General features: G+C 55.9%; 21 protein-coding genes. 10 read left to right on the top strand and 11 right to left on the bottom strand.

The features are described from left to right. Positions 1-8: 8 nt before the first annotated feature. Together ACOSDM_RS10810 and ACOSDM_RS10805 are read left to right on the top strand one after the other, a co-directional pair. Positions 9-965, top strand: a complete 957-nt coding sequence (locus ACOSDM_RS10810) for a cation diffusion facilitator family transporter (RefSeq protein WP_420724526.1) — start codon at positions 9-11, stop codon at positions 963-965. After that, positions 962-1,723: an SDR family NAD(P)-dependent oxidoreductase gene (locus ACOSDM_RS10805; RefSeq protein ID WP_420724525.1), complete on the top strand. Its 762-nt coding sequence runs from the start codon at positions 962-964 to the stop codon at positions 1,721-1,723. Before ACOSDM_RS10810 ends, ACOSDM_RS10805 begins: the two co-directional genes overlap by 4 nt. 42 nt (positions 1,724-1,765) lie before the next feature. On the opposite strand, the gene ACOSDM_RS10800 is transcribed toward ACOSDM_RS10805, so the two are convergent. After that, positions 1,766-2,344 (bottom strand): gamma-glutamylcyclotransferase, encoded by a 579-nt coding sequence (locus tag ACOSDM_RS10800; protein WP_420724524.1) that lies wholly within the window; start codon positions 2,342-2,344, stop codon positions 1,766-1,768. A 170-nt stretch (positions 2,345-2,514) separates the two neighbouring features. On the opposite strand from ACOSDM_RS10800, the gene ACOSDM_RS10795 reads away from it, so the two are divergent. From ACOSDM_RS10795 to ACOSDM_RS10770, 6 genes are all read left to right on the top strand, one after another. Continuing rightward, the gene (locus ACOSDM_RS10795) at positions 2,515-2,883 is read left to right on the top strand and encodes a response regulator (protein WP_420724523.1); all 369 of its coding nucleotides are present in this window, start codon (positions 2,515-2,517) and stop codon (positions 2,881-2,883) included. Positions 2,884-2,937: 54 nt separating this feature from the next. Then, the gene (locus ACOSDM_RS10790; protein WP_420724522.1) at positions 2,938-3,891 is read left to right on the top strand and encodes a DMT family transporter; all 954 of its coding nucleotides are present in this window, start codon (positions 2,938-2,940) and stop codon (positions 3,889-3,891) included. Between the two features lie 116 nt (positions 3,892-4,007). After that, positions 4,008-5,624, top strand: coding sequence for a malate synthase A (gene aceB / locus ACOSDM_RS10785; RefSeq protein ID WP_420724521.1), 1,617 nt, complete (start codon positions 4,008-4,010; stop codon positions 5,622-5,624). A 41-nt stretch (positions 5,625-5,665) separates the two neighbouring features. Beyond that, positions 5,666-7,111 (top strand): TrkH family potassium uptake protein, encoded by a 1,446-nt coding sequence (locus ACOSDM_RS10780; protein ID WP_420724520.1) that lies wholly within the window; start codon positions 5,666-5,668, stop codon positions 7,109-7,111. A 140-nt stretch (positions 7,112-7,251) separates the two neighbouring features. Beyond that, complete coding sequence (locus ACOSDM_RS10775; RefSeq protein ID WP_420724519.1) at positions 7,252-7,572, top strand: ArsR/SmtB family transcription factor; 321 nt, start codon at positions 7,252-7,254, stop codon at positions 7,570-7,572. After that, entirely contained in the window at positions 7,569-8,033 is a 465-nt protein-coding gene (locus tag ACOSDM_RS10770; RefSeq protein WP_420724518.1) for an SRPBCC family protein, read from the top strand. The genes ACOSDM_RS10775 and ACOSDM_RS10770 overlap by 4 nt, the downstream gene beginning before the upstream one ends. Before the next feature lie 48 nt (positions 8,034-8,081). On the opposite strand, the gene ACOSDM_RS10765 is transcribed toward ACOSDM_RS10770, so the two are convergent. From ACOSDM_RS10765 to ACOSDM_RS10720, 10 genes are all read right to left on the bottom strand, one after another. Then, positions 8,082-8,495 (bottom strand): DUF6691 family protein, encoded by a 414-nt coding sequence (locus tag ACOSDM_RS10765; RefSeq protein WP_420724517.1) that lies wholly within the window; start codon positions 8,493-8,495, stop codon positions 8,082-8,084. Between the two features lie 4 nt (positions 8,496-8,499). Continuing rightward, positions 8,500-8,928: a YeeE/YedE family protein gene (locus tag ACOSDM_RS10760; protein WP_420724516.1), complete on the bottom strand. Its 429-nt coding sequence runs from the start codon at positions 8,926-8,928 to the stop codon at positions 8,500-8,502. 24 nt (positions 8,929-8,952) lie between these two features. Continuing rightward, entirely contained in the window at positions 8,953-10,773 is a 1,821-nt protein-coding gene (locus ACOSDM_RS10755; RefSeq protein ID WP_420724515.1) for a helix-hairpin-helix domain-containing protein, read from the bottom strand. Continuing rightward, on the bottom strand, positions 10,770-11,549 hold the full coding sequence (locus tag ACOSDM_RS10750; protein ID WP_420724514.1) for a PP2C family serine/threonine-protein phosphatase: 780 nt from the start codon (positions 11,547-11,549) through the stop codon (positions 10,770-10,772). The genes ACOSDM_RS10755 and ACOSDM_RS10750 overlap by 4 nt, the downstream gene beginning before the upstream one ends. A 12-nt stretch (positions 11,550-11,561) precedes the next feature. Further along, complete coding sequence (locus tag ACOSDM_RS10745; protein ID WP_420724513.1) at positions 11,562-12,233, bottom strand: vWA domain-containing protein; 672 nt, start codon at positions 12,231-12,233, stop codon at positions 11,562-11,564. Positions 12,234-12,526: 293 nt separating this feature from the next. Then, on the bottom strand, positions 12,527-12,895 hold the full coding sequence (locus ACOSDM_RS10740) for a DUF2155 domain-containing protein (RefSeq protein ID WP_420724512.1): 369 nt from the start codon (positions 12,893-12,895) through the stop codon (positions 12,527-12,529). Next, positions 12,892-13,650 carry a class I SAM-dependent methyltransferase gene (locus ACOSDM_RS10735; protein ID WP_420724511.1) on the bottom strand — a complete coding sequence of 253 codons (759 nt, stop codon included), beginning with the start codon at positions 13,648-13,650 and terminating at the stop codon, positions 12,892-12,894. The genes ACOSDM_RS10740 and ACOSDM_RS10735 overlap by 4 nt, the downstream gene beginning before the upstream one ends. Before the next feature lie 15 nt (positions 13,651-13,665). Further along, entirely contained in the window at positions 13,666-14,115 is a 450-nt protein-coding gene (gene mlaD, locus ACOSDM_RS10730; RefSeq protein WP_420724510.1) for an outer membrane lipid asymmetry maintenance protein MlaD, read from the bottom strand. Positions 14,116-14,147: 32 nt separating this feature from the next. Then, positions 14,148-14,642 (bottom strand): MlaD family protein, encoded by a 495-nt coding sequence (locus ACOSDM_RS10725; protein ID WP_420724509.1) that lies wholly within the window; start codon positions 14,640-14,642, stop codon positions 14,148-14,150. 63 nt (positions 14,643-14,705) lie between these two features. Further along, positions 14,706-15,068: an NADH:ubiquinone oxidoreductase subunit NDUFA12 gene (locus ACOSDM_RS10720; protein ID WP_420724508.1), complete on the bottom strand. Its 363-nt coding sequence runs from the start codon at positions 15,066-15,068 to the stop codon at positions 14,706-14,708. A 395-nt stretch (positions 15,069-15,463) separates the two neighbouring features. Here ACOSDM_RS10720 and ACOSDM_RS10715 point away from each other — a divergent pair, with 395 nt between their 5' ends. Both ACOSDM_RS10715 and ACOSDM_RS10710 read left to right on the top strand, forming a co-directional pair. Beyond that, on the top strand, positions 15,464-19,141 hold the full coding sequence (locus ACOSDM_RS10715) for a vitamin B12-dependent ribonucleotide reductase (RefSeq protein ID WP_420724507.1): 3,678 nt from the start codon (positions 15,464-15,466) through the stop codon (positions 19,139-19,141). 141 nt (positions 19,142-19,282) lie between these two features. Further along, a complete protein-coding gene (locus ACOSDM_RS10710) occupies positions 19,283-19,891 on the top strand; it encodes an HAD family hydrolase (protein WP_420724506.1) in 609 nt (202 codons plus the stop codon). Positions 19,892-20,183: the final 292 nt, after the last annotated feature.

The raw sequence follows: 20,183 nt of genomic DNA, 5'->3' as shown, positions 1-20,183 counted from the left end.
AATTGGCGATGAGCGACCCAGCGACACCAGATCCGGTAAAATACCTCGGCAGGGGGCATTCGAAACAGCAAAAGCTGTTGCGCTACGCCACCTATGCCTCGGCGGCGACGGCAAGCCTGTTGATCGCCACCAAGGTGGGGGCCTGGGTGTTGACGGATTCCGTTGCGATGCTATCCAGCCTGATCGATTCCATGCTGGATCTTGTTGCATCGTTGATAACTCTGTTTGCGGTTCGACAGGCCATGGTGCCCGCCGATTCCGAACATCGGTTTGGACATGGTAAGGCGGAACCCCTGGCTGCGCTGGCGCAATCAGGGTTTATCGCCGGGTCGGCGCTGTTGCTGCTGGTTGAAGCAATTGATCGCCTGTTCACACCAAAGCCGATACAGGAAACTACCATCGGCATCGCTGTCATGGTGTTTTCAATCTTCGCGACCTTGGCACTGGTCTTGTTTCAGCGCTATGTGATCACGCGCTCCAGTTCCGTAGCGGTCACCGCAGATTCCGCGCATTACAAGGCAGATCTGTACGCAAATCTGGGGGTGATTGCCGCTCTGGTCGTGGCGGGCACATTTGATTTTCCTTTGGTCGATCCATTGTTTGGCATCGCGATTGCGGCCTTCATCGCCTATGGCGCATGGCAGGTGGGCACAGAGTCCTTCCAGATGTTGATGGATCATGAATTACCGGATGAAGACCGCGAACGCATTCGTGCCATCGCCCTGGCCTATCCGGACGTATTGGGCGTTCACGATCTGCGCAGCCGCAAGTCGGGCCCTGATACTTTTATTCAGATGCATCTGGACTTTAACGGGCATCTATCGCTCAATCGTGCCCATACGACAGCCGATGCGGTGGAAAAGGAGGTCATGGAGGCCTTCCCCGGCGCAGAAGTTTTCGTCCATCAGGACCCGGCATCACCGGCACCCGATACACCCTCAGAGAGCGAGACTGTAAAGCCATGAGCGAGTCCCAACACCGCCGCACTGTGATCCTGACTGGCGCAAGCCGGGGTATTGGACATGCTACCGTCCAGCGCTTCTCAGACGAAGGGTGGCGGATCATCACTTGCTCTCGTGAAGGCATTCCCGACCATTGTCGCGCGGATCCTAACTGGACCCATCATATCCCGACAGACCTCAGCGATAAGGGCGATGTCGAGGCTTTTGTGAAAAAGGCCAATGAAATTCTGGGGGACGAGCCGGTCCACGCGCTGGTCAACAATGCCGCTGTATCGCCCAAGGCGGCCTTCAAGGAAAGACTTGGATGCTTGAACGGGGATTTGGACCGTTGGCGCGAAGTGTTCGAGTTGAATTTCTTCACCCCCCTGACCCTGTGTCGGGGATTTGCCCGTGCCCTGGGGCGGGGATCACGGCAGGGCAATGGGGCGTCGATTGTAAACATCACCTCCATTGCAGGACATGCCATTCACCCCTTCGCCGGATCCGCCTATTCGACTTCAAAAGCAGCTTTGTCCGCCCTGACGCGCGAATTATGCGTAGAGTTTGCGCAGTTGGGCGTGCGCGTGAACGCTGTTGCGCCAGGAGAGATTGAAACAGAGATGATCGGGGAAGAATATGAACCCCTGATCGCGCGCATCCCGATGCAGCGAATGGGCAAGGCGCAAGAAGTCGCTGCCTGTGTGTTCCAGCTCAGCAATTCAGATTTCAGCTATGTCACAGGCACCGAAGTCTTTGTGACCGGCGGTCAACATTTGTATTGAACTGACGCGAAGATCGTGGCGGCGCGCGTATTGTTTCAGAGATTATATTCCCGCGCCCGCGTCCAGTTCCCCGGTCAGGCGCAGAACCCGCTGAAGCAGGTCCTGTAAATGCAAATCCTGATAGCCGTGCTTTTGTAATGCGCGGATCGTGTTGATCAGGTAGTCCCGGTTCAGGCCTGCCTCTCCCCGCGCATTCAGGATAATGCGTGCGGCATCATCTGGTGCAATGACACCTGCAAAATGGGGATGTTTAGGATCGGCCACAAAACAATGGGCCAGAACCGTGCGATTATCGATCAGGCTGATTGGCAGATGGTCTGGTCGATAGGCATACCCGCGCAATTCGCGCTCTTCCAGGTAAACAGAGGTTTCAGGCCAGTCTTTCGGGTCAATTCGAAAAGCCATGCCCTCGCATTGTGCGCCTGGCTGTGGCGCCAGGCCCAGCACCAGACCGCGACAGTCGCGCGTTCCGCGATGATGCTCTGACCAGATGCAAAAGCTGCGGGAATAATCTGGCAGGACCGCCTTTATGGCTTCCTGATGAGGGAAGCCAGGGCGCCACATAAGGGAGCCGTAGCCATATACCCAGATTGTTCCCTCGTCGGTCGCTTCCGACCACATAACTGACCTCTCTTTACGATATGCAAAAGCACCTGATCAGATGGGTCATAACGGGTTACGTCAACCCACTGAGGTTATCGGGCTTGTTATAAAGCCGCATGTTTGCGACAAAAGTGCCGGAATAGTGCGAACCAGACCTGATGCTAAGGTGCGGAACGAAGGGCTCCCAAATGGCAAAGATTCTTTTGATTGATGATGACGCGCCGACATTAATGCTGGTTCAGACCCTCCTGCAAGGTCACAATTACACAGTGGTTTGTGCCTCGTCTGGAAATGCCGGGGTCGAAATGGCCGTTTCAGATGAAATGTTCGATCTGATTATAACAGACCTCAGCATGACTGGCGTTTCTGGATGGGATGTCGTGCGGGCGATCCGTGCCCATCCCGCGGGAACAGAAATTCCAATCCTGGCGCTGTCCGCCTATACCTCCGCCCAGGATCGCGATGAAGCCTTTGAGGCTGGTTGTTCTGCTTATGAAAACAAGCCGATCAATCAGGGTCGATTGTTGGAAAAGATTGCGACATTGCTTAAGTCCTGACGTGTTTTTGCCGTTTTATCTGGTGCCTTCCGCCGTTTTTGGAGTCCTTGTTTCATGACATCCCCTGGCGTTGATCCGATTGCCTTGTCTCAAACGGAGGCGGGCGTTCCTTGGAAAGGGATATCTTTCGGATTGGCCACAGCGATCATCTGGGGAACTTGGCCGGTCCTTTCCCGGTTTGGTGTTCAGCAAAATCTGTTGGCGGTGGATGTCGCCATGCTGCGATTTCTGGTGTCGGGGCTGATCATGTTGCCCCTTGTCCTGCGGCGCGGCCATGGCGGACTGGGCTGGGGCAGGGCGCTTGTTCTGGCGGTTGGCGCAGGGGCTCCCTATGCCCTGGTGACGATTATCGGGTTTTCCTATGCCCCGGCTGGGCATGGTGGATTGATCATTCCCAGCGTCATGTTGACCTGTTCCACATTGGGGGGCTGGTTGCTGTTGAAAGACCGCCCGAATAGGAAGCGGCTTGTCGGGTTGGCGATTGTTCTGTCGGGCGTGGTTGTCATCGGGTCGGCTGGTGCCATGGCGGGGGATGGATTTTCCATGCTGTGGCTGGGTCATATCCTGTTTGCCAGCGGCGGTATGTTATGGGCTGTCTATACGGTTTTCAGCCGGAAATGGGGGGCAGATCCCTTGCATGCGACCGCGCTGGTATCGGTCTTGTCTTTGGTTTTATTCGGGCCGATCTACCTGATGATGCAGGGAACCGCCTTATTGCAGGCACCCATTGAAGAATTGCTGCTGCAGGGGGTTGCGCAGGGGCTTGTCGCAGCAGTGCTGGCCTTGATTTGTTATACCAAGACGGTTGCCGTGTTGGGGGCGGGACGCGCTGCTTTGTTCGCGGCACTGGTGCCCGGGTTTTCCGCTCTGTTCGCTTATCCGATATTGGGAGAGGTCCCCACCACACGGCATCTTTTGGGGTTGGCACTGGTCAGTGGGGGGATGGTATTGGCGCTTGGCATCCGGTTTGGTCGGTCCAGGACCAGAATTCCCCCTGTGCCGTCTTAGGGGCATCCAGCCTTGAATGTGATCGGCCTGTCTGGGCATGGTGCATCAGGACTTGGAAAGTGTACCGCCAGACGGTAGGTTTACCCTTGTTTCCATATCCGCTTTGGGGGAGCTTTATGACCCAATCAAGCCTTACCACCGCCTCAGCCGGCGTCAAACTGACCGGCGAAATGAAACCGGGTTATGGTGAAATTCTGTCAGCGGAGGCCTTGGGTTTTATAGCAATATTGGAGCGTAAGTTTGGCGCTCGTCGGCGTGAGCTGCTGGTCGCCCGCGAGGCCCGTCAGGCCGAGATCGATTCGGGGAAGCTGCCAGATTTCTTACCTGAAACTGCTGATATCCGGGCCGGTGATTGGAAAATCGCGCCCCTACCTGAGGACCTGACAGACCGGCGTGTCGAAATCACCGGGCCGACGGATCGCAAGATGGTGATCAATGCGCTGAATTCTGGTGCCTATGTCTTCATGGCGGACCTGGAAGATTCGAACTGCCCGACCTGGGATAATATGATCGGGGGACAGGTCAATCTGCGCGATGCAGCGGCTCGCAAAATTGATTTCACCGATCCGAATTCCGGCAAGCACTATGCACTGAAGGATAAGACTGCGGTTCTGCTGGTGCGGCCCCGCGGCTGGCATCTAGAAGAAAAGCATATTCTGGTGGATGGACAGCCGGCATCAGGTGGGATTGTCGATTTTGCCCTGTATTTCTTTCACAATCATGCGGAATTGGCCAAGCGGGGCACTGGCCCCTATTTCTATCTGCCCAAGATGGAAAGCCACCTGGAGGCACGACTGTGGAATGATATTTTCGTTGAGGCCCAATCCCTGCTGGGCGTTCCGAACGGGACGATCAAGGCAACAGTGCTGATTGAAACAATCCTGGCAGCCTTTGAGATGGATGAAATCCTGTATGAATTGCGGGACCATTCTGCCGGGCTGAATTGCGGACGGTGGGATTATATCTTCTCCATCATCAAGAAGTTTCGTCGCAATCCGGATTTTGTCATGCCCGACCGCGTGCAGGTAACCATGACAGTCCATAATATGCGCGCCTATTCACTACTGGCGGTCAAAACCTGTCACAAGCGCGGCGCCCCCTGTATCGGAGGCATGGCCGCGCAGATTCCCGTGAAAGGGGACGAGGCTGCGAATGCGGAGGCTTTTGCAAAGGTTAAGGCCGATAAAGAGCGTGAAGCAAATGATGGGCATGATGGCAGCTGGGTCGCCCATCCTGGTTTGGTGCCAATCGCCCTGGATGCGTTTAATGCGGTGATGAAAACCCCCAACCAGATTGATCGTCAGCGCGATGATGTGACGGTTGAGGCAAAAGACCTTCTGTCCGTCCCGGATGGGGATGTGACAGAGGCCGGTGTGCGCATGAACATCCAGGTCGGCATCCGCTATACCGAAGCCTGGCTGGGCGGGAATGGCTGTGTGCCATTGTTCAACCTGATGGAGGATGCGGCGACGGCAGAAATTTCTCGCGCGCAGTTATGGCAATGGGCGCAACATGGGGCGAAGACAGTTGAAGGCACAGTATTAAGCCGCGCGGTGATTTCAAAAATGATTGCACAGGAAGTAGATGCGATGCGTGCAGATGCAGGCGGTGATCTTTCGGGCACTCAGTTGGAACAGGCGGCGTCTCTGTTCGAGAAAATGGCCCTGGCGGAAGATTTTCCAACCTTCCTAACGCTGCCGGCTTATGAGATGGTGTTGAGCGCGGGCGGATAGTCTGGTTAATGTGCCCTTCGCGGTAATTCTGGACTCTTATCATGATTGATGTTCGCCCCGTCGCCCATATTCTGGGCTGGATTTCTGGACTGGTCGGCGTTTTGCTGATGATGCCCGCCATTGCGGATTTGATGGTCCACAATCGCGACTGGGTGCCATTTGCCATGTCTGGCGCACTGGCGGTTTTCATTGGATTGGCGCTGGTGCTCTCCACCCTAAGTTCTATGTCGCTGACCCTGGATCTTCGTCAGGCCTTTCTGGCAACGATCTTTGGCTGGCTGGCGGTTTCAGTCCTGGGGGCGATTCCCTTTCTCAGCCTGTCCATCGAGCCGGTTGATGCCCTGTTTGAATCTGTGTCGGGGGTGACAACGACGGGCTCCACCGTGTTGGTCGGGCTGGATACCATGCCGCCCGGTATATTGTTGTGGCGGGCGATCCTGCAATGGATCGGTGGGATCGGGATCATTGCCGTGGCGGTCTTGATCCTTCCTTTGCTGCGGGTCGGGGGTATGCAGCTCTTTAAAATCGAAAGCTCCGATATTTCTCCGGAAAAGGTCGCCTCTGCCCTTAAGACGATTGTGACGCTGTTATCGGTCTATGTGATCCTGACGGCCCTGTGTGCTGCCTTGTTCTTTGAATTTGGCATGAATGGGTTTGATGCGATCACCCATGCTATGGCGACTCTTTCGACGGGCGGATATTCGACCCATGATGCGTCCTTTGCCTATTTTACGGATTTGCGTCTGCACTGGGTGGCGACGATTTTCATGATTTTAGGGGCCTTGCCCTTCGTTTTGTATATCCAAACCATTTATGGTCGTCCAAAGGCTCTGTTTAAGGATCAGCAGGTCCGGGGGTTCATCGGCTTTCTGGTCGTCTTATGCGTTGGCATGGCGTTTTGGCTGCAAAGCGTGCGGGATATATCCTTTGGACAGGCCTTAACGCTGACCTCCTTTAATCTAACATCGGTTGTGACAACGACAGGATTCGCGACAGAGGATTATAGCGTCTGGGGGCCCGGCGCGATGGCGATTTTCTTGTTCGCGATGTTTGTTGGGGGCTGCAGTGGATCAACATCTGGGGCAATAAAAGTCTATCGGTTCCAGGTCGTGCTGTTGGTGGTGCGCGCCCATGTGAAGCGCCTGTTCAGCCCCAATCGCGTGATCCCGATCCACTATAATGGCAAGGTTCTGACCAATGACGTTGCGATGTCGGTTTTGGCATTTCTGGCGGTGTTCATTGCCACGATTGGGTTTGTTACGATTATACTGGGCCTGTTGGGGCTGGATCTTGTCACCGCCTATACCGCCAGCCTGACAGCCATTACCAATGTTGGCCCAGGACTGGGACCAATTGTTGGACCGGCAGGGAATTTCGCATCCTTGCCCGATGCAGCGAAGGCGGTGCTGGTCGTGGCGATGTTGGCCGGGCGGTTGGAAGTATTGGCCCTGCTGGTCGCATTTGATCGCGATTTCTGGCGCAATTGATCCGGGTGCATGGATCTTTTCATCATTGTCGAAAGTATGACATCCAGCTGCGGCTGGTATTGCATCTTCAAATTGTTTGTTGACATGCAGGTAAATGCCTGCATATTATTTTTATGCAAGACGGAAGGTAAGAACGGCTGATGCATACGGATAAGGTTTTTAAAGCACTAGCCGATCCTACTCGCAGACTGTTGTTGGATATGTTGTGTGAAAACAATGGCCAGACACTTGGGCAGTTATGCCAGAGGCTGGACATGACCCGCCAGTCGGCGACGCAACATCTGGGAATACTGGAAGATGCCAATCTGGTGAGCAGCCAACGGCGGGGTCGGGAGAAACATCACTTTATCAACCCGGTACCCCTGTATGAAGTCTATGAAAGATGGGTCCGGAAATTCGAACATCAGAGACTTGGTTTGTTACATGACCTGAAAACACAGCTTGAAGGGAAAAACGAATGACCAGGGAAAAGACCAGCTTTGTTTATGTGACCTATATCACCTCAACACCGGAAAAAGTGTTTGATGCGATTACCAACCCAGAAATAGCGCGGCAATATTGGGGGCATGAAAATGTCTCGGATTGGACACCTGGATCGAAATGGGCGCATATTCGCGACAATGATGCGCGCTCCGTTCAAGTCGTTGGAGAAGTCGTCGAAGTGACTCCGCCAAACCGGCTGGTCATCACCTGGGCGGGCGCATCGGAAGCCGATAATCCGGAAAGCTATAGCCGTGTGATATTCGAGATCGACCCGCATGAAAATGGCGTGCGGTTAAGTGTTTCGCATATCGAACTGGAAGCGGGCAGCGGCATGGCAGAGGGGGTCAGTAAGGGCTGGCCGCTGGTGCTCTCCAGCCTTAAATCCTATCTGGAAACTGGCACTGGTTTCGATATGTTGGCCTGTTCAAAGGCAGCATGATCCTCTTCGACTCTCGCCAGCGCGTTGGCGGGGGTCGTTCCGGGCTTGTTAGTGCGGTCCGATCACGCGGAAGCCGTATATGCCCAGCATCATGGCGGCTGTGAAGATCAGAATATCTGTAGATCCCGTGACCAGGGCGGCAAGCGCTGGGCCCGGGCACAGACCGGCAATCCCCCAACCCAGTCCGAACAACACCGCCCCAAGGATCAGATGTCGATCTATGGCGGTGCGGGTTGGCAGGTGAAAGGTGCTGTCAAAGGCCGGCTGGGATCGATGGCGCCCAATCCGATACCCAATCATCGCCACGATCATCGCGCCCGCCATGACAAAGGCCAGGCTGGGGTCCCAATCGCCGAACAGGTCCAGAAAGCCGATAACCTTTGCCGGGTTCATCATACCAGACAGCGCCAGACCCGCCCCAAACAGGATGCCAGACACTGTTGCCGTGATCAGGGTTCTCATGACCTCAGCCCCCCCAACCCAGAACATGGCGCATCATGTAAACCGTGATCAGGGCGATTGCGAAAAAGGTGCCTGTTGCGATCAAGGACCGCAGGCTGCCCCGGGCCAGGCCACAAACGCCATGACCGCTGGTACAGCCTGATCCCAATCGCGTGCCATAGCCAACCAGCAAGCCAGCCACGATTAGCCAGGGCCAGGATACCTGAGTGATGACAGCGGGAGGGCGTTGAAATCCCCAATACAGCGCCGCTGCGCCCCCGATCAGACCCAGAATAAAGCACAGCCTGAAGCCCCGCTCCGGGCTGCTGGTGAGCAGCCCGCCCAGTATTCCGCTGATCCCTGCAACGCGCCCCAGCCCCAGATAAAAAAGGGTCGCTGACAGTCCGATCAGCGCGCCACCGGCAAGCGCAGTAACAGGCGTAAAGTGTTCCATATCCGGATACTCCAATAAATCGTGCTAGGCCATTTGCGTTGAAAGCGGCAGGACTGCGCCTGTGATGCCCAGGGTCCGGGCGCGCCGGGACGGCCCGTTTATTTTGATGTGCCGCTTATCGCTGTCCTGTGTGGTGTGCAAAATAAGTGTAATCCGACCATCAGGCGTATCGAAGGGTAGGCTGGTTGCGCCGCGCAATCGTTGCGCCGGAATGTGCAGCACGCAGTCGCCGGTTTCTTCATCAGATAAAGTTAGGGATGGAATCACACAGGACTTTTCAACGGCCAGGATCAATCGCGCTGGTCGCAATCCACGCCATCCATTTTCGATTGTATAGCTTACCACGCAATCGTTGATTAAAGGATCGAGTGATTGCGCCGGGGCCGCCACAGGGGAGGGGCGGATCGCTGTCACAGACTGTGCTGGTTGTGTTGTGATTTCAATTGTCTGATAGGGCGTTGGCGGGATCGTTACCGCTGCATCCGCTATCGACTTGACCGTTTCTGCAATAGGCTGACCGTCTATTTCCTCGTGACCAAACAGGCTAGGGTCGCTGAGGATTGGAAAATCTTCCACCAGACTGGCCAATTCGCCGATATCCTGTGGGACGCGGGCATAGGCTTCAATCCATTGATCCAGGGCTGTGATGGCGGCGTCAAGTTGGCGCATTTGGGGGATCAGGCGCTTCAGATCCTCGCATCGCGCCAGAACCGGATTGCCACGCCATAAGTCAACCGCCATTCGGGTGTCGCCCCGCGCTAAGGCTCGCTCAAACGCCAGGATCAGCGGGGCAAACGGGTCGCGCGGTGTATCGGGCTTGGGAAATAAATCTGGCAGGCCTGCCTTCACACGGATGCACCAGGGGCAGGCCGACAGGCTTTCATCATAGTGATGGTGGCTGTGCGTCTCACACACATCCAACTCTGCCAGGGCGGTACACAGGGCCCCATGCCACTCTGCAGCACTGGGGCGATCATTGGGGTCTTTGGCCCCGGCAATGAATGCCTGTCGAAACAAGGACGCGACGCCGGGGGCCAACGCATCCAGGGACAGCATGCCGGGCACAGGGCGCAGGCGAGCCCCAGGCTTGAACGGCCAGTCACCGCTGCGGATCAATTGGTCCCGACTGGGCGGCTCTCCCGATCCCATCCACTCACCGGTCCAGGGATGCGCGCCGGTCAGCAATTGGTACAGGACCACTGCCAGGCCAAACCGGTCGGATGCGATGTCTCTGGGCCCTTCCGTAAAACGGCGACCGATCCATTCCGGTGCGGTGAAGCCTTCACTGCCAACCGTACACAGATAAGGCGTGCCATCCGGCCCCACGATCTGAACGGAATCACAATCGATCAGGGTTGCTAGCGCCCGGTCATCAATTAGAATGTTTTCAGGCTTCACATCCCCGATGATGATGCCCTGATCGTGCAGCCGTTCAAACAGAAAGGCGATATTTGCGGCGACGGCGTGCAGATAATGCCAATCCATCTCTGCGGCGCGCTTTGCCCGTAATTTTGCGTTGCTGATGGCGATGACAGAGCGCGCGCCCGGCACAACCGGCAATATGACACCAACTGCCGCCCCTGCACTGTTATAGACGGTAGAGACCGGCCAGGCGAAATTTCTGTGTCGTGTATCCAATGACGGATCAACCGGCGCAAGATCAGGCAGAAGAGCCAGCTTATCGCGCAAGGCCTCTGTTGGGGCGTGATGCAGTTTGATCAACAGGTCGGGGGCATCGCCATGCTGGAACAGTGTTGCCTCGCCGCTGTCATGCAAGCGGGGTCCCAGGGCCAGGGGGCTACCATCCGTATCAAATAAGTCTATCCGCGGGATCGGGGCTGTCATGCGCTGCCATATCCCTGCCAACCACATAGCATCAGGGAGAGATCATCGGTGCTTTTCTCTGCCAGCCGCTGAGAGGCCAGAAAATCCCGAATGCCGTTGTGCACGTCACCAGCGCAGGTGGATTGCCGCGCAAATGTCTCCATCGGCGCGAAAAACGGTGCATGGGGGCTGTTCTGGCGATTATCGACAGAAACACCGGCCAGACCATCCGTTGCCGCCCCAACGAACCGGATCGGCGCGGCAAGCGAGGACAGATGCAGGTGATCCTGAGCATCCAGGTCCGTGATGAAACTGGTTTCATTTACATATTCGCCATGATCCGGGGCAATCAACAGGGTATAGTCCCCTTCTCGTTGCCGTGCGACGACCAGGCCATCGCCGATCTGGGCGGCGTGGATTTCATTGGGAGACAGCGCGATCAGCGTCAGGGTGCAGGCATAATCCCGCGGCGCATGACGGTTCTCATGGGCAATCCGGTTCAATTCTTTCTGGATTGTTTGAACCAATCCATCGAATAAAACGTCAATCGACAGAGTGGTTAGTCGACCCTGAACGCCCCGATTCTTGCTTAGTCGATCCTTCAGCCAGGGCAGGGCGCAATCCACCGCAGCACGGGCCCCATAATGGCTGAATCGCGCGGATCCGGCCCCGTCCGCCAGGGCTGCGATGACCGTATCTTCATCCAGTTGCACCAGCCGACCGAAATCCTGACAGGGGATGCCCGCCGCGCGATGGGCGGTGCCTTGTCGATAATCCAGCGCGGCCATCCAGGACATTGCAGTGATCCTCTATGGGTGAATTTCTGCCCAGCCCGTGACGGGCGGCAGCATCAGACGCTCCCCATCGATCCGGCTGAGGGAGACACGGCGAACACTGGCCGAAAGCCATTGGAACAGGTCACGGAACTTCAGGCCCCGCAGCATCAGGGGCGGGCGATTGGGTGATGCAATTTCCCGCAAGATATCCATATCTGCCCCTTGCACACCGACGGTGAAAAATGTCGCACGTCCGGTCAGATCCGCTTCTTGCATGTCCATCGCCGCGTGCTGCCAGGCCTCGCCATCGGTCGGGGCGCCATCGGTGATCAGGAATATCCAGGGGCGGTAATAGTGAATGCCATTGGCGCGATAGACGGCCTTGCGGGCGTCCACCATGCGCAGGGCCAAATCCATCGCAGCGCCCATTGGTGTATCTCCGCCGGCTTCTAAATGCGGCGGGCCGTCTTCTTCCATGGTCACGAAATCCTGCACCATTCGGGCCTCTCCCCCAAAGGCGATGATGGATAGTTCGATGCGCAGGCTGGCCAAGTCGTCGGTCATGATCTGATGATGAAAGGCGCGCAGCCCGGCATTTAATTCCGCCATTGGTTCACCGCGCATCGATGCAGACGTATCCAGCAACAGAATGACCGGGCATCTGTTTTCAGGGTTTTGCACGAATTCCGGCAGACCTAAGCGCATGTCTCCATCCTCTGGCGGTGTCGTCAGCGATATCGATTCGTCGAATCAGGCGTTTCTAAGGCTTTTACAGCAACTTTCGTGCCAGCATAACAAGTTTAATTAAATATTGAACAGTAAATATTGAAATCTGAATTCTTATAAAGTCTTCAGCTTTAAAGATTAATGTTTATGAGTTTTTGATACGAATCAGATTCGTTAAAGATTCGTATCGATAAGGTTATCCGAAAACAGGGATACAGAGGATGCCGTTGGTCAGAACGGCAATCCTGCAAAATGACGATGGGTTTTAAAGATCAGGACGGGTCCTTGCAGTCCAGCAGCCAGACGTCATAAACGGCGTGTTCCACCGCATGCAGACCGGGGCTGGAGGCGAACATCCAGCCGGTGAACAGGACCTTTTGTTCCTGGCCGGGGCGCAATTCGTCGATTTCAACAAAGGCGGTGGCTTCCGGGCGTTCTTCTGGTGGGGTCTTGTCGCAATGGCGCACACGGATGCGCAGGGCGCCGAAATCAATTGATTGATCGATGGGAACTTCAAAGGTGGAGGTGCGGGCCGTGACCTTGTCCAGGCCCTGCAAGACGGCAATTTGCTTAGGATCGGCCTGGGCGGCGCTGGACCATACCAGCACAGCCCCGAACAGGATGGTCGCGGCGATCCTCATACCGGCACCGTAGCTGCGAAACGCAGGCGCACATAATCGGCGATCCAGATGCCTTCCTCATTCATCAGCATGGGGCGCAGGGAGTCCCGGATTTCTGAAATCGCGTCATCACGCTGGGCGATGTCCAGGCGCATCAGGAAGCTCTCGCCAAAAGAGGCCAGCCAACCGTCAATGTCGCCGGGCAGGGGCGTTGGGCGCGGGATCAGTTCCATATGGGCGACGCTGAATCCACAGGCTTCCAGCTTTGCGCGATAGCTTTCAGGGGTCGGAAAATACCACGGATCAGCGCTGTCGGGATCAACACCCCTGGCGGCAACGGCCACCCGCAGGGCGGTGCGAATGGTCTGAACATTGCCAGCCCCCCCAAATTCCGCCACAAAGCGCCCGCCGGGTTTCAGGGCGCGCTTCACACCGGCCAGGACCGCATCCGCACCTGTCATCCAATGCAGCGCGGCATTGCTGAAAACTGCATCAAATTCCGGCCCAAAGGTCAGGTCCTGACCATTCATGACCTGTGCATCCAGACCTTCTTCCACAGCTTTCCGGATCTGATCCGGGCTGGCGTCGACGGCTTTGACATCACAACCAAGCGCCACAAGCTTTTGCGTCAGGGCCCCATCGCCACAGCCCAGGTCCAGTATCCGCTCACCCGGCTTGGGTGCCAGCAAGTCAACGACAGGCATCCCGAGTTCTGCCACGAAACCCGCATTCTTGCGATAGCGGTCGGGATCCCAGGTCTGGGTAACAGCGGTCATGGTCAATCCTTCAAGTTACTGATCGGTAATCAGGAATATGGCGCGACCCAACAGGTCTTCGATGGCCACAACGTCCTGGGTATCCGTGATTTCTTCCCCGTCTTTCAGCAGCGTATTGTCCCGGCCTGGGGTCAGCTTCACGAATTGCCCCCCCAACAGGCCATCACTGGCAATGGCAGCGGTCGTGTCTTTTGGAATCTGAACACCCTCGTCGATCGTCAGGGTAACGACCGCCTGATACAGTTCCGGGTCTATTTCTTCTTTTGACACGGTGCCAACTTTAACACCGCCGATACGCACATCCGACCCCAGCGTCAGGCCATCGACCGCGCCAAATCGCCCCACCAGGGTATAACCATCTCTATCGCGGGCGATATCAGTGGTTTGATAGGCCAGATACAGAAACAGGCCCGCGACGATCAACACGATCGCCCCCATGATGGTTTCTATTAGGCTGCGTTGCATAGAGTTCTCATCCGTGGCTGTCGTCTTAGGGGTTAATTTGTGCTGTTTGCATTAGATTCTTTCTCAGCCTTCTTGGCTTCGCCCATTTTAATGATTCGTTCAAATAGTGAGAAAAAATCAATCGACCCGCGCACATATTGGAATGTTTCGCCTGGTTGCAGCATGGTCAAATCGCCGCCTGGCACAATGCGTATGTATTTTCCACCCGCCAGGCCGTTGCTTATAATCTTGGCTTCGCTGTCGACGGGAATTTCGTAACCGTTTGTTATAGTCATCTGGACCACGGCTTCATTCGTGTTCTTATCCAAAAGCAAGGTGCGCACGGACCCGACGGGCAGGCCGGCCATCAGGACGGGGCTGCCTGCGGAAAGACCACTGGCATCTTCATAAATGCCAAACAACCGATAGCCGTTACCTTCCCTCTTGGCTGGATTCCCGCTATAGCCCAGCACAAAGAACAGCGCGATTGCCACGCAGGTGGCGGCCCCAATCAGGATATGCCGGGTATCGGTGGACATGCGGGCCATTCAGGCTTCCTTATAAGGCGTCGCGCGGTGCCATTGGCATCAATGCGCCATGCAGCACGGCGATTATTCAGGCGACCAGGCTTCGTAATCTCCCGTCGCGGCGGGGCGTTTGCCCGGCTTTAAAGTATGACCCGGCGGCAGATAAGCCCCCGCCGTGCCGGTCAGGTTTGGAAGGTGATCCTTTTCCCAGGCATATTTATGGCCACTTTTCGGCTCTGGGAAGGCATCGACCGTATAATGCAGCCAGGCATGCATGTCGGGTGGCACTGTAGATGCCTCATCCTGGGGATTGGAATAAATCACCCAGCGACGCCGCCGACGTCCTGCTGTCGTCTTGCGATCTTGATAATACACATTGCCAAGTGGATCGTCGCCGACCCGCTCTCCATGTAACCAGGTCATCAACCGGGTGATTGCATTCGCCATGGCTGGATAAGTCCCGTCTGTGTCTGATGCTTAACCGATGTCTCTCGCGTCGCTGGACGGTTGGGACTATGGCAAAACCGTTCCCATCCGTCCAGCCCGACGGTGCAGTGGTTAGCCTATGGCGATGGTTAAATCCATGGAAAATTATAATTTTGCCCGGAATCCCAATGAGTCTCGCGAGTCTTTCAGAAATCAAGATATAGAAATGTAAAAAAATCGCCCACTGCATATTGTGTCTGACAACAGATGGTGTACTCTGTTGATCAGTTCACAACATGTAGAGTTGGTCGTCCGAAAAGCAATGGGACATTGGGTTCCCCAGTTTCATGGGAATGCTGTGTTTTTGGAAGAAGTGCTTTGCGGATTGCCCGTTAGCCAAGGGGGTTTGGTTTCAGATGCGTATTGAAAGACGGTTTACCAAGAAAAACGAGTCGCCTTATGCGGCGATCCAATTCCGCAAGACCAATTCTGAAATTCGTAACCCCGACGGTACGATTGTTTTTCAGTTGAAGGATATTGAAATTCCGTCCCATTTCAGCCAGGTGGCAGGGGACGTGATTGCCCAGAAATACTTCCGCAAGGCAGGTGTCCCTGCGGTGACAAAGGCTGTTAAGGAAAAGGATGTTCCTGATTTCCTGTGGCGCCGTGTGCCTGATGAGGCGGCGATGGCGGACCTGCCAGCAGGTGAACGCAGTGGCAGCGAAACCAAGGCGACGCAGGTTTTTGATCGTTTGGCCGGTACCTGGGCCTATTGGGGCTGGAAAGGTGGCTATTTCGACAGCGCGGAAGATGCCCGCAGCTATTTTGACGAAATGCGCTATATGCTGGCCAAACAGATGGCGGCACCCAACAGCCCGCAATGGTTCAATACCGGGCTGCATTGGGCCTATGGCATCGATGGGCCCAGCCAGGGCCACCATTATGTGGATTACAAGACCGGGAAACTGACCCGGTCCAAGACCGCCTATGAACATCCCCAGCCGCATGCCTGTTTCATTCAATCGGTCGAAGACGATCTGGTGAATGATAATGGCATTATGGATCTTTGGGTCCGCGAGGCGCGCCTGTTTAAATATGGCAGCGGCACGGGCACCAATTTCTCCCGCTTGCGCGGCGAGACGGAGGCCCTGTCAGGGGGCGGGAGATCCTCTGGCCTGATGAGCTTCTTGAAAATCGGGGACAAGGCCGCGGGCGCGATCAAGTCCGGCGGCACGACAAGACGTGCAGCAAAGATGGTGGTTGTCGATATCGATCACCCGGATGTCGAAAACTTCATTGATTGGAAAGTGATCGAAGAGCAGAAGGTTGCCGCCCTGGTCACGGGTTCCAAACTGCACGCCCATCATCTGAACGCGATCATGGCGGCCTGTCATGAAGGGCGCCTGGACGACGGCGCGGTTCTGACAGGGGATGCGCGGTTTGATCCCAAGCGCAACAAGGCGCTGAAAGAAGAAATTCGCGCTGCCCGTCGTGTGATGATCCCGGAAAACTATGTCCAGCGGGTTATCCAGTTCGCCCAGCAGGGCTATACCGCAATTGAGTTCCCCACCTATGACACGGATTGGGATTCCGATGCCTATAACACCGTATCAGGGCAAAATGCGAATAACACGGTCCGGGTCACCGATGACTTCCTGCGCGCGGTGGAATCCGATGCGGACTGGAAGCTGATCAATCGCACCGATGGCAAGGTCAACAAGACCGTCAAGGCGGCAGACCTTTGGGAAAAGGTTGGCCATGCCGCCTGGGCCAGCGCGGATCCCGGCATTCAATTTGATACTACGATCAATGATTGGCATACCTGCCCGCAATCCGGTCGGATCAATGCATCCAATCCCTGTTCTGAATACATGTTCCTGGATGATACGGCGTGCAATCTGGCATCCTTCAACTTGATGCAGTTCCGCAGCAATGACCGCAGCTTTGACATTGAAGGCTTCACCCATGGGGTGCGGTTGTGGACGCTGACCCTGGAAATTTCCGTGCTGATGGCGCAATTCCCGTCGGTTGCCATTGCCGAACGCTCCTACCGTTACCGCACATTGGGCCTGGGCTATGCCAATATTGGCGGTCTGCTGATGTCTTGTGGCCTATCCTATGATTCCGATGAAGGCCGCGCCCTTTGTGGGGCCATCACGGCTTTGATGACCGGTGTTTCCTATGAAACGTCTGCTGAAATGGCCGCTGAACTGGGTGCTTTCCCAGGCTATGCGGATAACAGCCAGGATATGCTGCGCGTGATGCGCAATCACCGCATGGCCGCCCATGGTTGGGCCGATGGTTATCAGGGGTTGGCAGTGTTGCCCGTCCCGCTGGATGTTCCCAATTGCCCGGATCCCCGTATCGCCAAGGCGGCAGCGGAGTCCTGGGATCGCGCCGTAAAGGCCGGGGAGGCCCATGGCTATCGCAATGCACAGGCAACCGTGATCGCGCCCACCGGGACTATTGGTCTGGTGATGGATTGCGATACGACCGGGATTGAGCCTGATTTTGCGCTGGTGAAATTCAAGAAGCTGGCCGGGGGTGGCTATTTCAAGATCATCAACCGGACCGTTCCGGAAGCCCTTCGCAATATGGGCTATGACGATCAACAAATCGGGGAAATCGAACGTTATGCCGTTGGGCATGGCAGCTTGGTCAATGCGCCGGGTATCAACCACGAAACCTTGCGGGAAAAGGGTTTTGGTCCGGAAGAACTGGCGAAGCTGGAATCGACCCTAGCCAATGCGTTCGATATCAAATTTGCCTTCAACAAATGGGCATTGGGGGAGGCGTTCTGCACAGATATTCTGGGGCTCAGCGCAGCCCAATTGGACTCTATGTCCTTTGATATGCTGGCCGCGCTTGGTTTCTCTCGCAAAGCCATTGAGGCAGCTAATATCTATTGTTGTGGCGCGATGACGCTGGAAGGCGCGCCGCATTTGAAGGCCGAGCATCTGCCCGTCTTTGATTGCGCCAATCCCTGTGGCAAGACTGGCAAGCGGTACCTGTCCACCGACAGCCATATCCGCATGATGGCAGCGGCCCAGCCCTTTATCTCTGGGGCGATTTCCAAAACCATCAACATGCCCAATGGGGCAACGGTTGAAGATTGCAAGGCTGCTTACAAGCTGAGCTGGACGCTGGGCATCAAGGCGAATGCGCTCTATCGGGATGGATCGAAACTGTCGCAGCCTTTGGCCTCGTCTCTGTTGGATGATGAGGACCTGCGCGACGAAATGGCAGAGGCCAACAAGGCGGAACAAATCCCCCTGGTTGCCGAGCGGATTGTTGAGCGCATCATCGAGAAACAGGTGGAGCGCAAGCGCCTGCCGCATCGCCGCAAGGGCTATACCCAAAAGGCGATCGTTGGCGGTCACAAGGTCTATCTGCGTACCGGGGAATATGAAGATGGCACGTTGGGTGAATTGTTCATCGACATGCATAAAGAGGGCGCTGCCTTCCGCTCCCTGATGAACAACTTCGCCATCGCCGTGTCGATTGGCCTGCAATATGGTGTTCCGCTGGAAGAATTCGTCGAGGCCTATACCTTCACCCGGTTCGAACCGTCAGGCATGGTCGAAGGCAACGAGGCCATTAAGATGGCGACCTCTGTCCTGGATTACCTGTTCCGCGAAGTTGCGATCAGCTATCTGGGGCGCGATGATCTGGCCCATGTTCAGCCGGAAGATATGATGCCCGATACGACCGGGGGCGGGGACAAGGAAGCCAATCTTCCTGAAGTCAATGCGCATGCGCTTGAAGCGCTGAACCGTATTACCAGCCGTGGGTTCGTGCGTAAGGCAGATTTGACGGCCTATACCAGTGTCATGTCGCAGATGGGTAGGGGGCTTCCTGCCGATGCTGCTCAGGCTGGCACTGTTCAAATTGTGGAGACCGGGACGGTGCAGACCGCCGTCAAGGTCGACGGAAATGTGCGTGTTGCCGTGGAGGATCGCCTGGACAAAATCCGCGAGGCGCGCGCGAAAGGGTACGAGGGAGATCCCTGTGGGGATTGCGGAAATATGACCCTCGTTCGGAACGGCACCTGCATGAAATGCGTCACGTGTGGCGCGACAAGCGGGTGCTCGTAAGGGCCCGGCCCTACCCTATTCGTCGGGCCCTCTGGCGCAGCCGCCTTGCACGGTAGTAAGGCTGCGCTCTGGTGCTCCCTGTTAAACTGCCCCCGACACATGTCGGGGGCGTTTTTCCGTGACTGAGCTGAGGCTATATCGATGACCTTCAAATACGTCCTTTTTGATATTGGCAATGTTTTGGTCGATTGGAATCCAGACAATTTGCTAAAGAAACTGCTACCAGATGCGGCGGCGATTCAGGATTTTCGGGAAAATGCGGTGACCCATGATCGTATTCTGGCAATGGATCGTGGTCAGACCTGGAAAGTCCAACTGGCGGAAATTGCGGCGGATTGCCCACAGCATCTGGAAACGGCCAGGGCCTATCGGGATCGCTGGGTGGAGACGATTTCGGGGCCAATTCATGGCACTGTTGATATCATGGCCAAGTTGAAGGCCGCAGGATTTCCGATCTATGCATTATCAAATTATGGGGTGGAGAATTTTGAGGCGACGGTCAAAGTGTATCCGTTTCTGGAGGCGTTCGACGGGCGTGTCGTGTCGGGCTATGAAGGGGTGATTAAGCCGGATCCCGCGATTTATGATCTTGTGGTCCAGCGCTTTTCAGTGGACCCAGCCCAAACCCTTTTTATCGATGACCGCCCCGAAAACATCGCCGCCGCAAAGGCTTGTGGGTTTCGGGGGCATTTGTTTACCGACTCTGATGCATTGGCTCAGTATCTGGCAGAGGCCGGGATCCTATACTAGCAAACAGGCGTACCTGCCGCCCTGGACCCCGGATCAATGTCCGGGGTGACGATGTATTAGACAAATACTCTCTCACCCTGAGGAGCGCAGCGTCTCGAAGGGTGATCTTTCTGTAAGAACCGCGCTTACAGTCCCTCCTTCGAGACGGCGCAAATGCGCCTCCTCTGGATGAGAGTGGTGCTTAAGGTCAGAAGTGGAACGCCATGACGCACCAGTCCCTCAGCGCCCTTCGCGCCTTCTTTGCGTCCTTTGCGGTTGATCTTTACCCCTCGTCACATCCGCGTAGGGCCAC

The sequence above is a fragment of the Hwanghaeella sp. LZ110 genome (assembly GCF_048892525.1).
GTDB lineage: Bacteria > Pseudomonadota > Alphaproteobacteria > UBA8366 > Aestuariispiraceae > Pacificispira.
The sequence above is the reverse complement of the archived record's forward strand: the minus strand, read 5'-3'. Positions and strand labels throughout refer to the sequence as shown.